This is a genomic window from Dolichospermum sp. UHCC 0352 (assembly GCF_009711925.1).
Classification (GTDB): Bacteria; Cyanobacteriota; Cyanobacteriia; order Cyanobacteriales; family Nostocaceae; genus Dolichospermum; species Dolichospermum lemmermannii.
Genome location: NZ_VIKY01000002.1, coordinates 14,806 through 31,988 on the forward strand (window position 1 = coordinate 14,806; position 17,183 = coordinate 31,988).

Here is a 17,183-nt window from a genome sequence, read left to right on the forward strand (position 1 = left end):
AGAATGAAGAATCAATATTTTTCTGTTCCCTGTTTCCTGTTCCCTCTTCTCTGTTCCTTGTTTTATCAAAAAATATTCATATCTTTATCTAATCCCGACAATAAAATTGGATTTTGTAGTTATATAGATATTAGCAATCTAGACTTATTTAACTAATGAATTCTGTATTACGGCGGTTTTTTGTGTATTTTTTGTGTTTGGGATTTGTCATTAGTTTAACAATATTTCCAATTTCTGCAAATCCTAGTTATACTCAAAATTCAAATTCTCTACCTGTAACTACAGAAATTCGTGGTGTTTGGCTGACTAATGTTGCTAGTGGTGTACCTGGTGGGTATGGAAGACTCAGTGAATTATTAAATTTTAAATTGTCATGACTCTACCTAATTGGATTACTTTTTCTCGACTGCTAGGAATACCTTTTTTACTTTACGGTTTATACAATCCCACAAATCAAGCAAAGTGGATATGTTTGACAATATTTTTAATTGCAGCGTTAACTGATTGGTTAGATGGATATTTAGCCAGAAAACTTAACCAAATTAGCGAGTTAGGTAAGTTTCTTGATCCTTTAGTAGATAAATTATTGGTACTTGCACCATTGTTAGTATTGGTAGAATTGGGAAAAATTCCAGCTTGGGCAGTGTTTATAATTTTAGCACGGGAATTAGCGATCGCAGGTTGGCGAGTTAATCAAACTACTATTACTGGGGCAAATATTTGGGGTAAACTGAAAACGGTTAGTCAAATCATCGCCATATCTCTACTAATTGCCCCCTTATCTCCAACTTGGCAAACTCCGGTTTTAATTGCCTTTTGGATATCTGTAATCTTAACAATTGTTTCCGGAATAATTTATCTCATTCCCCCAACAATTAGTGAGGAAAAATAAATTTATTAAAATGAAACTCGAAATTAAAAAAGGTGGCGAAATCTGCTTTTTTAATTCATTAGTATTCAAATTCAGCAATAAAAAACCCTGGCGAAACTGACCAGGGTTAATTAGGAGAAAATTTGAATGACGATTAGATACAAATACTCAGCGCAATTAACGTCAATGCAGGATAAATCCTACCCCTAGCCTTCATCCCTCGTCTAAAGAACAGGTGTGGCTGACTCAGTCAGCCACACCTTCAAGGGTTTTCGGCATTTTCCTTATAACTTTTCCATGCCTAGTCCCTTGCTATGTCCTATACTTGGCTGAGACACTATTTTTAGCAGTGCTAGAGATAGCTACGCTGACCTGCGGTAACGCCCAATAAGAGAGATAAATGACGAACGGACTGAACGGACAAAACGGACAAAAGAAAAAATTAGAAACTCAGCTTTGGAATATTGCCGATTCTCTACGGGGCAAGATGAACGCCGATGAGTTTCGGGATTATTGCTTAGGGTTTATTTTCTATAAGTACCTATCCGAGCGTCAGCATCTTTACGCCAATGAGATTTTGGCGGAGGATAAGATTGATTTTTTAAAGCTTGATGAATCCTCGGAAGATGGGCAGGAATATTTAGCAGCAATTAAAGAAGAATCTATTGCCGAATTGGGTTATTTTTTGAAGCCATCTGAGTTGTTTAGTTCTCTGGCTAAACGGGCATTAGGCAATCAGGCGGATAAGGATGAGATTAGTGATGAGGAGTTAGAACAGAGTTCAATTTTTATTTTGGGGGACTTGACGGATGTTTTAAACAACATTGAACGCTCCACAATGGGCGGGGAAAGTGAGGAGGATTTTGATCATTTGTTTGAGGATCTGGATCTGAATTCGACGAAATTGGGGCGGACTCCGAAGGCCAAAAATGCGTTAATTGCCAAGATTTTAGTGCATTTGAATAAAATTGATTTTCGGCTAGAGGATACGGAAAGCGATGTACTGGGGGATGCATACGAATATTTGATTGGGCAGTTTGCCAGTGGTGCAGGTAAAAAAGCAGGGGAGTTTTACACACCCCAGCAGGTTTCTAAGGTATTGGCGAAGATTGTGACGACGGGGAAAAGTCGGTTGAAGTCGGTTTATGACCCAACTTGTGGTTCGGGATCTTTGTTGTTGCGGGTAGCGCGGGAGGTAGAATCAGTCGGGGATTTTTACGGACAAGAAATGAACCGCACAACTTACAACTTGGCGCGGATGAACATGATTTTGCATGGGGTACATTATCGGAATTTTGATCTTAGGCAAGAGGATACGCTGGAGAAACCCCAGCATGAGGGGATGCGGTTTGAGGCGGTGGTGGCAAATCCGCCGTTTTCGGCCAATTGGAGTGCGAATAAGCTGTTTGAGTCAGATGATCGCTTTAGTCAATATGGGAAGTTAGCCCCGGCTTCTAAGGCTGATTTTGCCTTTGTCCAACACATGATTCATCATCTGGATGAAAACGCCATTATGGCGGTGGTGTTGCCCCACGGGGTTTTGTTTCGTGGTGCGGCAGAGGGGCATATTCGTAAGTATCTAATCAAGGAAAGGAATTGGTTAGATGCGGTGATTGGGTTGCCAGCGAATATTTTTTATGGGACGAGTATCCCAACTTGTATTTTAGTGTTTAAGAAGTGTCGGGAATATCCTGACGATATTTTATTTATTGATGCCAGTGCCTATTTTGAAAAAGCGAAGAATCAGAACTATTTGCGGGATGAGGATGTTGATAAAATTGTCTCTACCTATCGCCAACGGTTGGAGGAGGAAAAGTATAGCTATCGCGCCCCGTTAGCGGAGATTGCCGAGAATGATTTTAATTTGAATATTCCCCGTTATGTGGATACTTTTGAGGAGGAGGAGGAGATTGATTTAGATGCGGTGGCTAGGGAGATCCGGGAAATTGATCGCAATATGGTGGAGACGGATCAATTAATTCGGGGTTTTTGTAGGGAGTTGGGGATTGAAGCACCGTTTTAGAGGCTGGGGAAATTGTCAGAATTTTTTTGTCAGAATCAGGATATCCAGGATTTAAGGATTTACAGGATGAAAGTAGAGATTTCATCACCAATTACCCATTACCCATTACCCATTACCCATTACCAATTACCCTATGCTAGTATCTTCCTCTCAACTTTACGAGCAGTTTATTCAACAGGTAATTGGTTTAAGTCAAAAAAAAGATTTTTCCTTAACTGCTTTAATAAGTAAATATGTGAGTATGAATTATCAACTTAAATTAGAGCAAATAGACAAGCTAAAAGTTTGGCTAGATGACTTTAGACCCTTTGACACAACAATGATCGCGGAACTCAAAAAGCTGTATGATGTCCGCTTTACTTATAACTCTAATGCCATTGAAGGGAATACTTTAACTCAAAGTGAAACCGAGTTAGTGTTAACTAAAGGGATTACAATTGGTGGTAAGACTCTTGATGAACATTTGGAGGTGATTGGACATAAAGAGGCGATAGACTATATTGAGAGTTTAGCCCAAAAAGATACAGAAATTAATGAATGGGAAATTAAACAAATTCACAATCTGATTCTGAGAAAAATTAACCCTAATGAAGCGGGTTGTTATCGGACGCTGGATGTAATGGCAGCAGGAAAAAATTATCTTTATCCTCCCCATTATTTACTGTCTCAATTAATGGCGGATTTTGCAATCTGGCTCAATTCAAATGCTACTTTACCCCTCCATCCTGTAGAATATGCAACAATGGCTCATTATCGTTTTGTCTCGATCCATCCTTTTCGGGATGGGAATGGCAGAACGGCTAGATTATTAATGAATTTATTGTTAATTCGTGCCGGGTATCCCATTGTGGTGATTAATAATAAAATTCGCAATAATTATATTAATGCTTTAGCTTATGGACAACAAAACCAAGATGATTTAGGTCAGCTTTTTGATTTGGTTTGTGATGCTGCTATCAGTTCGTTGGTGGAAACTTTAAGATTAGTAGTAACTGCAAGTAGCAGTAGAGAAAAGGGGCAGGTTTTTTATCAGGAAATTACTGATTTTATTGATCTTTTTTGCTAGATTGGTTTTATTAAATTTATGGAGATTTTGGCTATGGTGACTTTGCAAATTACGAAGGATCAAGTGTTTAGTTTACTGGAACAATTATCTTGGGCAGAACAACAAGAGGTTTTGCAATATCTCAGTCAAAAACTCCATAACCAACAAGGCGCACAGCATTCCCTTAACGAACTATCAGGAAAAATCAAGGCTTTTCAAGGGGTTAATGCTTTAGCTTGGCAACAGCAAATTAGGAGTGAGTGGGATGAAACTAGATTATCTCATTGATACTAATATCTTAATCTCGTTATTTAATGAAGAATTAACTCAACCAGTTCCAAATGGAGTGATCGGTTATTCTGTCATTACAAATATTGAAGTTTTATCTTTTAAGGGTTTATCTTCACAAGAAGAAAGTCTAATTAGATCAAGTCTACAAAGTCTGGTTCAGGTGTACATAAGTGCAAATATTGTTGAAAAAACAATTCAATTACGGCGGCAGTATAGCTTAAAGATGCCTGATGCTATTATTGTTGCTAGTGCTTGGGAATGTGATGCGATGTTGATTACAAATGATAAGCAGTTGTCCAAAATCAGCCAAGTAAAAGTTCTTTCTTTGCCACTGGAAAGTTAGGTAATAGGTAATAGGTAATGGGTAATAAGTTAAATAAAAATGTTCCTGTTTTGCGGTTTCCTGAGTTTGAGGGCGATTGGCAATCACAAAAACTTAAAAATATCTTGATTGAAAGCAATGTTCTAGCTTCTGAAGAATTGCCATTATATAGCTTGACTATTGAAAGTGGAATTGTCCCTAAAACAGAGAGATATGAGAGAAGCTTTCTTGTGAAAAATGAAGAAGAAGCATATAAGGTTGTTCAACCTAATGATTTTGCTTATAACCCAATGAATTTACGTTTTGGTGCATTGGCAAGACATACAGAGTCAAAACTTGTAAAAGTCTCTAAGTATTACAATATATTTTCTGTTAATCCAAAAGCGAATGTCATTTTTGTTGATTATCTCCTAACTAAGAGTAGTTCCATTAGATTCTATGACAGTATTGCAATGGGGTCTTTAGTAGAGAAAAAAAGAGTACATTTTTCTGATTTTCTAAATTCCAAATTTTTATTGCCCTCGATCGCAGAACAAGAGAAGATCGCTAGTTTACTAGGGGCTATAGATCGCCGTCTAACCCAACTCCGTCGCAAACGAAAACTCCTGCAAACCTACAAACGCGGCGTTATGCAGAAAATCTTTTCTCAAAAAATTCGGTTTAAAGATGCGATTGGATCTGAGTTTCCTGAGTGGGAAAGGAAGAAGTTGGGGAATATTGCAATTGATGGTTTTTCAAATGGAGTTTTTAACGATCCTAATAAAGTAGGTAAAGGTTATCGCCTAATTAATGTAAAGGATATGTATGAGGGTGATTCTATTAATGTTGAAACTCTCTCTAGACTACTGATTGATGAAAAAGAATTTGTGAAAAATCAAGCCAAATATGGGGATATATTTTTTACTCGCTCTTCACTAGTCAAGGAAGGTATTGCTCATTCTAATGTCTTATTAACAAACGATTCAGATATTACCTATGATGGTCATTTGATAAGATTTCGTTTTGATATTGAAGAAAATAATCCTCAGTTTATGGCATTTCTTTTAAAGAGTAGTATCGCAAGGAAGCAATTATTTGCTCGTGGAAAAACAGGAACAATGACTACAATAGGTCAAGAAGATATTACTACAGTAAAAATTCCTATTCCAGATAAACAAGAACAAGAAAAAATAGCCAACTTCCTAACCGCAATTGATCGCAAAATTGAAACCATCTCCCGCCAAATTGACCAAACCGAACAATTCAAAAAAGGCTTACTCCAAAAAATGTTTGTATAAAATAAGGTAATACCATCAATTTCGCTACACAAAAGCTAACTCAATCATGATCGTAGCCAAAGACAAACTCACAAACTTAACCCCAGAAGAATACTTTACTTGGGAAGAACAGCAACTAGAAAAACACGAACTGATAGACGGTCAAGTTTACGCCATGACTGGCGTTAGCGTTAATCATAGCCGCATCTCCGTCCGACTCATTACCTTATTCGTCAACCATCTAGAAGGAAGTGGCTGCGAAATAGGTAACTCAGACCTGAGAGTTAATATTGCTGAAACCAATAATTATACCCATCCAGATATCAGTGTCACCTGTGACGAACGGGACAAAACCAGCACCCAATATATTACCTACCCCTGCTTAATCATTGAAGTTCTCTCAAAAACTACCGAAGCCTACGACAGAGGCGGCAAGTTTAGAATGTATCAAAACAACCCAGTATTGAAAGATTACCTATTGGTTAGTTCCACTGCAATCGAAATAGATTTGTATCACAAAAATGATGCGGGACAATGGATGATTATTAACTATGGAGAAAGTGACACCATTGAACTAAAAAGCATCAATTTCAGCTTCCCCATTGAACAAGTTTATCGGGGTCTAAACCTTACCCCAGAATCTTAATCAATTCAATCATTTCAGGCGATCGATCATCATGCCCCAATCTGAACTAGAACTCGAACAAAACCTGATCAAACGTCTAACGGGGCTAGGCTATGAACCAGTCAACATTAGCAATGCCGAAGACCTGAAAGCCAATCTCAAAGCCCGACTGGAAAAACATAACGGTATTACCCTCAGCGACACCGAATTTAAAAGCATCCTCAACCACCTCGATAAAGGTAACATCTTTGACCGCGCCAAACGTCTGCGAGACAAAATGGAACTTAGCCGCGATGATGGTACAACCTTTTACCTAGAATTTCTCAACACTGAACATTGGTGTCAAAATCAATATCAAGTCACCAACCAGATCACCCAGCAAGGCAATTACAAAAATCGCTACGACGTAACCTTGCTGATTAACGGCTTACCCCTGGTGCAAATTGAACTCAAACGCCGAGGACTGGAACTCAAAGAAGCCTTCAACCAAATCAACCGCTACCAACGCCATTCCTACGGCGCAGAAAATGGACTCTTCCAATATGTCCAAATTTTCGTTATCTCCAACGGAGTTAATACCCGCTACTACGCCAACAACCGAAAACAAGAATTTAAACAAACCTTCTATTGGGCAGATCAAGAAAACAACCTCATAACCCAACTGGAAGACTTCGCCGACAGCTTTCTGGAAAAATGCCACGTCTCCAAAATGATCTGTAAATACATTGTCCTGCACGAATCCGATAAAGTGCTAATGGTGTTGCGTCCCTATCAATACTACGCAGTAGAAGCCATTATTGAGCGAGTCAAGGATACCGATAAAAATGGCTATATCTGGCATACCACCGGATCAGGTAAAACCCTCACCAGCTTCAAAGCTGCCCAAATCCTTACCCAACTCCCCAAAGTACATAAAGTGCTGTTTGTGGTTGATCGTGCTGACCTTGACTATCAAACCAGCAGAGAATTTAATTATTTCAGCCCTGACTGCGTAGACACCACCGATAACACTAAACAACTCGTTAACCAAATGGCTGGGGATAGTCGCCTGATCGTCACCACCATCCAAAAACTGAACACCGCTATCAAAAAGCCTCGCCATGAAGCCGCAATGGAGAGCTTGAAAGATCAGCGCATTGTGTTTATCTTTGATGAATGCCACCGTTCCCAATTTGGTGAAACCCATAAAAATATCGTCAAATTCTTTACCAAAGCCCAAATGTTTGGCTTTACTGGTACTCCCATCTTTGCCGATAACGCTGCCAGTAATCAACACGGTAAACGCACCACTAAAGACCTATTCCAAGAATGTCTGCATAAATATGTAATCACCAATGCGATCGCTGATGAAAACGTTCTCAAATTTTCCGTCGAGTATTGGGGCAAAATTAAACGCAAAGACGGCACTCTAATCACAGAGCCAAAATTAGACCGAGAATTTTTTGAAAATCCCGACCGAATTTCTCTAATTGTAGATTGGATTATTGCCAACCATCACCGTAAAACCCACGGTATAAAATTCTCTGCTATGCTTTGCGTCAGTAACGTTGATACCCTAATTACTTATTATGAAACCTTTAAAAATAAACAGAAACAGGGATTACATGATCTGCGAGTAATTACTATTTTTACCCCCAGCGATAACCAAGAAGACGAAGACGCAAACGGCTTAATTGGAGAACCTGATTTCAATATCAGCACCGATATAAGTAACCGCAGTCATAGCCGCGACAAATTAAATGAATTTATTGCGGACTACAACCAAATGTATAAAACCCAACATTCCGCCAAAGATAGTCAGGCTTTTTATGCCTACTACAAAGATATTTCCAAACGAATGAAGGATAGGGATCGAGAAAACTTTCAGGATGCAGAACGCGCCGATATTCTGTTAGTAGTCAATATGTTTCTCACGGGCTTTGATGTCAAAAAGCTGAATACACTTTACGTTGACAAAAATCTGAAATATCACGGATTAATTCAAGCATACTCCCGCACTAATCGCATTTTGGGCGAACTTAAATCCCAGGGAAATATAGTTTGTTTCCGCAACCTCAAAGATAATACCGATCAAGCAGTTATTTTGTTTTCCGACACCAACGCTAAGGAAGAAATTTTTATTGAACCCTACGAATATTACATTGAAAAATTTAATCAAGGTGTACAAGAACTCAGAGCGATCGCCACTATTCCCAACGATGTCAATAAACTGATTAGTGAAGAGGAGCAAGTTGAGTTTGTTAAAGCCTTTCGTAATCTCATCCGCCTATTGAATGTTAGTAAATCATTTACTGAGTTTAGTTTTTCCGACTTAAATCTGGATGAACAAACCTTTGAAGATTATAAAAGCAAATATCTGGACATCTATGATCAAACGCGACCCAAACCCGATAAAGAAAAGGAATCTCTGGTTGAGGAAGTTGATTTTGAATTAGAACTGATCCACAGAGATGAAATTAATGTTACTTATATTCTTGAGCTTTTGGGCAAACTCCAGCGCGACAATGATGCTACGCAAGAAGATTACCAAAATCAGAAAGCCTATATCCTTGAGATAATCGGGAAAGAAGCCCAACTACGCAGTAAGCGGGATCTACTGGAGAAATTTATTGAAGAGCGAATGCCTAGCATTGAACCAGAAGAGAAAATCGGAACTGTTTTTAAGGAGTTCTGGAATCAAGAACGTATTGCAGCGATTCAGCGACTCTGCACAGAGGAGAACCTCAAGATCGAAGCCGTTAATCAAATGATTGCTGACTACAAATTCTCTGGGAAAGAACCGTTAAGGGAAACGGTGTTGAGTGCTTGCAACGAAAAACCGAAATTATTAGAGCGTAAAAAAATCTTTGCGCGAGTCGTATCGAAATTACTCGACATCATCAATAAGTTTGATGACGCTATTGGTAAGCTTGAGGAGGAAGAATAAAACATTTTTCAAAGCAGGCGATCGTCAAATTTATACCAAACTTCTCCAACTCTCTCGCACACCAAGGGTATCTTGCCCGTCCTTGTATTATTAGCGGGCAAGATGCCCGCACTACAAGAAATTTTGGGATATTTTTTTAAATTGGAAGTCTCTAAAGATTTTTTTATATTTAGTTATCTTTAGATAACTTTGGCTATTAGACTGGGAATTCATTCCCAGGCGGGCTTTGGCTATTAGACTGGGAATTCATTCCCAGGGGTCTATGATTTTACGTTAAGTTGACACATATCAGTACTGCTAAACCCTTACAAATCTAGGTTTTTCGTGATTTTATAAAAGTCTATGTCCCAAGCGTTTTGAGTATAGCTTCAAAAGCTAAACCCATAACTTTGCCGGATTGAGTAGGAAGCATAAGCTTGCCGTCTCAGCAAAGATATGGGTAAAGTCACAAAAAGTTTTGCGCTGCAAACAAACGGGTTAAATGGGCAGTACCAGACTCGAACTGATGACATCCTGCTTGTAAGGCAGGCGCTCTACCAACTGAGCTAACCGCCCGTTTCTTTCACTCAATCAATATAGCATAGCCTTGCCAAATTTTGCAAGTCTTTTGATAAACTTTTTTTTAGAGCTGGGAAAGCTTGATTTAAACGGTATTGAGCTATACTAACTCAGGACTAAAATTTTTAATTTTGAACTTTTAATTTTTAATTTTCTAAGATGCCCTCTGGTCAAACGCATGATCGCATTACTATTTGGTCTATGCCTGTAGTGGCGAGTATAACGCTGGTTTCCACTCACAGCAGTAATATGACTTTGTTAGTGGCGGGTGGGTTTATGTTTGGGGGGCTGATGTTTGGTCCCGATTTGGATATTTACTCCCGTCAATTTCAGCGGTGGGGTTTTCTGCGGTGGATTTGGCTACCTTATCAAAAAAGTCTGCGCCATCGCTCTTTTTTATCTCACGGTCCGATTATTGGTACAACATTAAGAGTGGTGTATCTGACGACTTTTTTGGCCTTGGTGGCCATTGTGGTGGTGATGATTTTCACCAAGTTGGGAAATGTGGCTTGGAACTGGGGGGAAGTGTGGGGAACTGTGGGGAAGACCATCTATATATATTATGGAGAATTTTTTGCCCTCTTTGTCGGCTGTGAACTCGGTGCAATGAGTCATTCTTGCAGCGATTGGACTGTTTCCGGTTATAAGCGCTTTCAAAAACAGGGTATTCAAGGTTTACTTCCCCGTGGCAAAATTAAGAAACGTAAAGTTAGCCCCAGTCGTCGCAGTGCAAAAAAGCGGTAAAAAATATGGAAGTTAATCAAACTTTGCTGGCGTTACAAGAATTAATAGATGTGGTGGCAAAATTAAGATCACCTCAAGGTTGTCCTTGGGATTTGGCACAAACCCCGTCAAGCCTGACTCCTTACGTGATTGAGGAGGCTTATGAGGTGGTAGATGCAATTCAAACTGGGGATAAAAAGGCTATTTCTGAAGAATTAGGTGATTTATTATTACAAGTAGTATTACAGGCGCAAATTGCCAGTGAAGCGGGTGATTTTTCTCTGCAAGAAATTGCTGAGGGTATTGCTCAAAAGTTAATACGTCGTCATCCTCATGTATTTGCTGATGTGACTGTGGCAAATATGGAAGAGGTACACAAAAATTGGGAAACCATCAAAGCAGCAGAAAAAGGAGAAACTGTAGAAGAGCAAAAACTCAGTGATAAATTGAATCGTTATCGTCGCAGTCTTCCGCCCTTAAATGCGGCGATGAAGATCTCTGAAAAAGCTGCTAAAGTTGGTTTTGAGTGGAATAATGTGGATGAAGTTTGGGGAAAATTTCATGAAGAGTTAGGGGAATTTCAACAGGCTTTAGCTGAAGAAACCAAAGAAAGACAAGAATCAGAATTAGGTGATTTACTATTTGCCATTATTCAAATTGCCAGATGGCATAAACTTGATCCTAGTGCGGGTTTACAAGGGACAAGTCAGCGATTTATTCAACGATTGCAAAAAATGGAAGATGTAATTGAACGTCCGTTGACAGATTATAGTTTAGAAGAATTAGATGCCCTGTGGCAACAGGCTAAAGCCCAACTTGGTCATTAGACATCAGGTGAATTTAAATATTCTTTATGACTTTTCAAGAGGTCTATGAATGGTTAAATAAAAATGGAGTTTTGAAAAAGTTTGTCTACTTAGATGAAGAAATTTTAATCGCTTTAGATGGGACAGAATATTTCTCATCTAAGAAAATTAGTTGCCCTCATTGTAATTTTCGTAATCATCGAAATGGAACTACAACTTATTTTCATGGCTGTGTCACACCCATTGTAGTTTCTCCTAATCAAAAACAAGTAATTAATTTAGAACCAGAATTTATTAAAAAACAAGATGGACATCAAAAACAAGATTGTGAAAATGCGGCTGTTAAAAGATGGTTAAATAAGAATCATCAAAATAAGTATGGTTATGCTGCAACCCTTTTAGGAGATGACTAAAATGCTAAAATAAAGCCAGATATAACAAAAGTAAAATTGTAATTTTTTATGAAAACACATTCAAATGGATAAAATTTTTATTCTTGTTGACATGAATCATCAATAGGTAAATAGGTTCGTGTGATAAAATCCAAATATATTGGGTTTTGTAAAATTGCTAAAACTCAACAACAATAACGGATTGAATCAACCTTACATACCGTTACATGATTTGAATTTTTCCAGCCAACCTGCTGCTAACCAAAGTTGACGAGAATTGAGAATAAATCCATTATCTATGATTTTTGAAAAAGCCCAGTCATCAAGCATTCTTTATGAGTAACACAGAAGTAGTCGTAATTGGTAGCGGTATTGGCGGATTGAGTTGCGCTGCACTCTTAGCACGCTATGGAATTGATGTCACAGTAGTAGAAAGCCACTCCATTGCCGGTGGTGCGGCTCATGCTTTTGAACGCAATGGCTACAAGTTTGAGTCTGGACCCTCTTTATATTCTGGTTTATCCTATAGCCCTTCACCTAATCCCTTACGTCAAGTTTTAGATGCCATTGGCGAAGATTTACCCTGCGTCAATTACAATACCTGGGGTTGTTATTTACCAGAAGGCTACTTTGATGCTCAAGTTGGTGCTGACCAGTTCTGTGAAATATTACAACAAGTGCGGGGAGATAAAGCTGTAGCAGAATGGCGCAAACTCCAGGAAATTATGACACCTTTGGGTAAGAGTGCCACTGCTCTCCCACCCTCTGCCTTGCGCTATGATTTAGGTGCGGTGTTAACTATGGGTAAATTTACCCCAGCTTTACTGCAACAGGCCGCTAACGTCATCAAATTAACAGGGTCTTTTTCTAACATTATTGATGGTGTAATCACAGACCCTTTTATTCGCAACTGGTTAGATTTACTTTGTTTTTTGTTATCTGGATTACCCGCAAATGGGACAATAGCCGCAGAAGTGGCGTTTATGTTTGCAGATTGGTATCGTCCTCATGTGCAGTTAGATTATCCGATTGGGGGAAGTGGTGCATTAGTTGATGCACTGGTACGGGGGTTGAATAAACATGGTGGTAAGTTAGTTTTGAATGCTCATGTGGAGCAAGTTTTAGTAGAAAATAACCGTGCTGTCGGGGTACGTCTGCGGAGTGGTCAAGAAATCCGAGCCAGTAAAGCTGTTGTTTCTAATGCTTCTGTTTGGGATACCCTCAAACTCATTCCTGAAGGTGCTTTACCTAAACGGTATGTAGAAAAGCAACAAGCAACTCCTGAATGTGATAGTTTTATGCACCTGCATTTAGGTATTGATGCAGCAGGATTACCTGAGAATCTAGGTATTCACTACATTGTCGTTAACGATTGGGACAAAGGCGTAACTGCACCGCAAAATGTGGTAGTTGTATCTATTCCTTCAGTTCTTGATTCGTCTTTAGCACCAGTGGGTAAGCACGTAATTCACGTTTATACTCCTGGTAATGAACCTTATGCTATTTGGCAAGGAAAGGAACGCAATAGCGAAGAATATGCGTTGTTAAAACAAGAACGTGCGGAAGTGATGTGGCAAGCTTTAGAAAGAATTATTCCTGATATTCGTTCTCGTTGTGAAGTCAGTTTGGTGGGTACTCCCCTTACTCATGGGCGATTTTTGCGTCGTCATCATGGTAGTTATGGACCAGCTATAGCGGCAGGGAAGGGTTTATTTCCTGGTGGGAATACACCTTTATCGGGGTTGTTGTGTTGTGGAGATTCGACTTTTCCGGGGATTGGGTTGCCGGCTGTGGCTGCTAGTGGGATGATTGTTGCTAATACTATTGCGCCTGTGCAGCAACATTTACAATTACTCAGTGATATTTTTTAGTAGCGATCGCTTATTGAGAGAGAAAGGAAAGGATGAGCGATAGCGAAGTGCCGCTGCAAGCAAATCGCATAATACTAATCTGTTGTATATTAGAATATCAATCATCACTGAAATATAAAGAGGTTAGACTGTGCCTAAAAATAGTAGATCACCAAAACAACACCTGAACCCATTAGAAAAATGGCTGGCTTTAGAGTGGAATAGGCCAGAAAGATCCTACAATCCAGATGTCCGAGATTTTTTGGCAGGATTGCTTGATTATCCTAAAGATTATGTTGTCACAGAGGATGCAGGTGGAGGAGGATATCCAGATATTAAGCTTTTAACCTCTGAAAAAATTGCTTGGGTTGTGGGTGATTTAAAAAAAGATGATAAAGAACTGACTACAGAACCCGGACGACAAAAGTTATGGAATCAAAAACGCAAATATGTTGAAGGTTTAACTCGTTATGTTGTATTTCTGACGGCTCACTATCTTTGGATTGTTATGCCAACAGGTGAGGCTGTTGAAGGATTAGAAAATCCAATTTTTTTATCTAATATTACTTTTGAAGAATTGAGAGAAACCCTCAAATTTATTGCTTATTCACAAGCATCTCACAATAATCAATGGCAAACTTTTATTGAGGGAAAACTACCTTATATTTATTTAAAACTTGATGAAAATGATACTTTAAATCAATTACGAAAAGATTTACAAATTAGTTTTACAGAATTAAACGCTGCCGCAGAAGATGTTATTGCAGAATTAAGTAAAAATTATGAATATTTTAAGCAGCAAGAAAAAGAAGCTGAGGGCAATTTAGCATCTGCGACAGAAGATAGTAAACGTCGAGCAATGATGCGCCTGAAACGTAAGTTTAATTTTGAAAGGCATTTATGTGAGGATATTTTACCTCAGTTTGAAGATCAATATGGTCGAGAAGTTAATGCAAAAGGTCAACAAGCGCAAGAAAGAATTAGGGAAGCATTTGCAGCTGATTCTGTAGCTGTATTGATTGCACGAGTTTTGTTTCTACGATTAGTAGAGGATTTAGAATTAACCAATAAACGACGACTTTCTAATGGTGGTCCACAAGATTGGTCAGCGTTTGTTGATCACCTAATTGGAGATGCAAAGGCATTAGTAAAACTGGTTGCTGAGGATTTGGGGCGGCTGTATCATGAGCCATTTGAACAAAATGTGTTTGATTGGATTTATGAAACCAATGGAGCATTAAATGAAGCCTTACAACGTCTGATTCTCCGATTTAATGCTTATGATTTTTCGGGTTTATCTGAAGAAATTTTAGGAGACATTTATCAAGCATTTTTACCTGCTGCTAAACGGAAACGCTTAGGAGAATTTTATACACCTCCGACCATTGTTGATTGGTTATTAGAACAAACAGTTTTCAGGCACGAAGAAGGAAAATTACTAGATCCATCTTGTGGCAGTGGTTCATTTCTCGTACGCTATGTTCATCGCTGTTTAGAAGATGCAAAAGCAAGAGGTTTAGATGTAGATTTTGTATTGCAAGAACTACAAAAAAATGTTTGGGGGTTTGATCTGAATCCATTTGCTGCTTTTATCAGCCACTTTCAATTAATGTGGGCAATGATAAGATTTAAACCTTCTAGAAATCAAACAGATATTCCCAATATTTATGTTTATAACTTAAACAGTTTGCTTCGGGATGATGATTTGGTTTCGATTTTAGGAGAAGATTTCTTATCTCCTGGATCATTGGAACGCGATCGCAGTCAGTGGAAATACATTCTCGGAAATCCGCCTTATATTCGTGCAGAACGGGTAAAATATGGCGAGGAAATGAAAGGACTATGGCAACAAGTCTGGGGACAAAATGCCGACACAGGTTTAGTTTTTCTCTATCGTTCTTTGACAGAATGGCTAGAACCGAATGGTTTTTTAGGCATGGTGGTAAGTGGTGGCTACGCTAATTCTGAAGCAGCCGCAAAGGTTTGGAAACTGCTTTATCCTAGACAAAATGCAGCACTACGAAAAATAGTTTGGCTGGAGTTTGCTGGAAAACAGTGGGATGCAAATGTAATTCCTATGTTGTTAGTAATTGAAAAAACATCAGCCCAAGAAGATGATGAAATTGAAGTTTATGTACCGTCAAAATGGCCAAGTAATGAACAATCGGTAAAAATTAAATACAAAGATTTTTTTGATGCCAAAATTAGTCCAAGAATTACTGCTATTGATCCAAGTAATCCCACAGAAGGTTTGTGGGGAGATTATTTGTTACCATTGCTGCATCCTAATGATGTTCCAATACTAAAAAAACTTTATCCAAACGATAATGGTAGAAACGTTGTTGAGTTAAAAGAAGCCGTTGCAAAACAAATGAGCCGAAATAACCGTCCATTTTGGTTTACCTATGGCATTCAAGCAGGTAGAGAGGCACAAGTTACTGAAAGTTCTACAGGCAATCGTTCTATCCAAATATTAACAGGTGGAAATTTGGCAATGGGTTGGCACGGGGAACCGGAAGGATGGCTCAATCTTGAAGATGTCCAGAAACTTAGTATTTGGGGGGAGCTTACACATTCATCATTTATTGCTGTGGCTGAATTAGCACTTGTTCCATTTGCTTCTGTCGTGGAGAGAGAAGACCTTGCTGCTCGTAATAGCATTGTTGTAGCTTTACCAAAAACAGACGGAATATCAGCAAAGGCAATTACTTCTTTTATAAATAGTAAATTAGTTCGTTTTTACTACTTAATTAGACTGAGATCAGGAGTATTGGAAGGTTCTTCTCGTTCACATATTTACCCTCGTGTCCTCGAAGCATTACCTTGGATCAAAAATTTAGCACCTGATATAGAACAGCAATTAGTAGATGGGTATAATAATCTATCTCGTTTAGCTGGTATTGCTAGAAACAATCCCAATGAGTGGCTATTATCAGAAGTAGAAAAGCAAATTGTCACAAGTCGCTACAGGTTGAGCGATCGCCGTTTGGGTTTAAACTTTTCTAGCTGGAGTACAGAAGACGTATTAGCAGAAGAATTAACCTTGGATGGTAACTGTATTGGGGCAGATTTGTTTTCACTAGAACTGGTTGATGCTGATTTAGCAGAATTAGTTTATTTACTCTTAACTAATAGCACTGATGAAACTATTTCTAAGGCAACCATTCAAAAATTGAATGTGCCTCAAGATTATACCACTTTGATGCAAAACTATCGCCAGCGATTTGCTGATTTTCAAGAAGTTGAATCCGATTTTTTCAATGCTCTTAACCAAATTGATGAAACTGTTTACACCATGTTCAACATCACTGACAGAGAAAAAGATCATATTGAAAATCGTCTTGGTAGTTTCCCGTTAAACAAGTTACAACCTCGATATCCCTGGCAAACAGTTAGACCCCGATCCATAAAGGCATATACTGAAGATAGATTTGCATAAACGTATTGACTTGAGTGCATCCATATAACCCACATTCCGCACCCCAAACTGTCACA

Annotated in this window: 13 protein-coding genes, 1 tRNA gene and 1 pseudogene; 14 read left to right on the top strand and 1 reads right to left on the bottom strand. The window is 38.7% G+C overall.

The features are described 5' to 3' along the window. Window positions 1-155 precede the first annotated feature (155 nt). From FJR06_RS00130 to FJR06_RS00170, 9 genes are all read left to right on the top strand, one after another. A complete protein-coding gene (locus FJR06_RS00130) occupies window positions 156-377 on the top strand; it encodes a hypothetical protein (RefSeq protein WP_015080775.1) in 222 nt (73 codons plus the stop codon). Further along, the gene (pgsA, locus tag FJR06_RS00135) at window positions 374-892 is read left to right on the top strand and encodes a CDP-diacylglycerol--glycerol-3-phosphate 3-phosphatidyltransferase (protein ID WP_015080774.1); all 519 of its coding nucleotides are present in this window, start codon (window positions 374-376) and stop codon (window positions 890-892) included. The genes FJR06_RS00130 and pgsA overlap by 4 nt, the downstream gene beginning before the upstream one ends. Window positions 893-1,271: 379 nt before the next feature. Next, window positions 1,272-2,894 carry a type I restriction-modification system subunit M gene (locus FJR06_RS00140; protein WP_168650237.1) on the top strand — a complete coding sequence of 541 codons (1,623 nt, stop codon included), beginning with the start codon at window positions 1,272-1,274 and terminating at the stop codon, window positions 2,892-2,894. Between the two features lie 133 nt (window positions 2,895-3,027). After that, window positions 3,028-3,960, top strand: a complete 933-nt coding sequence (locus FJR06_RS00145) for a Fic family protein (protein WP_015080772.1) — start codon at window positions 3,028-3,030, stop codon at window positions 3,958-3,960. A gap of 18 nt (window positions 3,961-3,978) precedes the next feature. Continuing rightward, complete coding sequence (locus FJR06_RS00150) at window positions 3,979-4,227, top strand: hypothetical protein (protein ID WP_015080771.1); 249 nt, start codon at window positions 3,979-3,981, stop codon at window positions 4,225-4,227. Beyond that, window positions 4,205-4,573 carry a type II toxin-antitoxin system VapC family toxin gene (locus tag FJR06_RS00155; protein ID WP_041458077.1) on the top strand — a complete coding sequence of 123 codons (369 nt, stop codon included), beginning with the start codon at window positions 4,205-4,207 and terminating at the stop codon, window positions 4,571-4,573. Before FJR06_RS00150 ends, FJR06_RS00155 begins: the two co-directional genes overlap by 23 nt. A gap of 17 nt (window positions 4,574-4,590) precedes the next feature. After that, window positions 4,591-5,829: a restriction endonuclease subunit S gene (locus FJR06_RS00160; protein WP_168650239.1), complete on the top strand. Its 1,239-nt coding sequence runs from the start codon at window positions 4,591-4,593 to the stop codon at window positions 5,827-5,829. A 46-nt stretch (window positions 5,830-5,875) separates the two neighbouring features. Further along, entirely contained in the window at window positions 5,876-6,454 is a 579-nt protein-coding gene (locus FJR06_RS00165; protein WP_168650241.1) for a Uma2 family endonuclease, read from the top strand. A 31-nt stretch (window positions 6,455-6,485) separates the two neighbouring features. Next, window positions 6,486-9,359, top strand: a complete 2,874-nt coding sequence (locus FJR06_RS00170; RefSeq protein ID WP_168650243.1) for a type I restriction endonuclease subunit R — start codon at window positions 6,486-6,488, stop codon at window positions 9,357-9,359. Window positions 9,360-9,841: 482 nt separating this feature from the next. On the opposite strand, the gene FJR06_RS00175 is transcribed toward FJR06_RS00170, so the two are convergent. After that, window positions 9,842-9,914: transfer RNA gene (locus FJR06_RS00175), tRNA-Val, on the bottom strand. A 162-nt stretch (window positions 9,915-10,076) separates the two neighbouring features. Between FJR06_RS00175 and FJR06_RS00180 the strand changes: the two genes are divergently transcribed. The 5 genes and pseudogenes from FJR06_RS00180 to FJR06_RS00200 all read left to right on the top strand — a co-directional run bounded on the left by FJR06_RS00180 (window position 10,077) and on the right by FJR06_RS00200 (window position 17,127). After that, window positions 10,077-10,661: a metal-binding protein gene (locus FJR06_RS00180; RefSeq protein WP_168650245.1), complete on the top strand. Its 585-nt coding sequence runs from the start codon at window positions 10,077-10,079 to the stop codon at window positions 10,659-10,661. A 5-nt stretch (window positions 10,662-10,666) separates the two neighbouring features. Continuing rightward, a complete protein-coding gene (mazG, locus tag FJR06_RS00185; RefSeq protein WP_168650247.1) occupies window positions 10,667-11,467 on the top strand; it encodes a nucleoside triphosphate pyrophosphohydrolase in 801 nt (266 codons plus the stop codon). Between the two features lie 29 nt (window positions 11,468-11,496). Further along, window positions 11,497-11,856, top strand: a pseudogene (locus tag FJR06_RS00190) (ISNCY family transposase); the annotation flags it as partial. Between the two features lie 317 nt (window positions 11,857-12,173). Continuing rightward, window positions 12,174-13,709: an NAD(P)/FAD-dependent oxidoreductase gene (locus FJR06_RS00195; RefSeq protein WP_168650249.1), complete on the top strand. Its 1,536-nt coding sequence runs from the start codon at window positions 12,174-12,176 to the stop codon at window positions 13,707-13,709. A 130-nt stretch (window positions 13,710-13,839) separates the two neighbouring features. Further along, window positions 13,840-17,127 carry an N-6 DNA methylase gene (locus FJR06_RS00200; RefSeq protein ID WP_168650252.1) on the top strand — a complete coding sequence of 1,096 codons (3,288 nt, stop codon included), beginning with the start codon at window positions 13,840-13,842 and terminating at the stop codon, window positions 17,125-17,127. The last annotated feature ends 56 nt before the right edge of the window (window positions 17,128-17,183 follow it).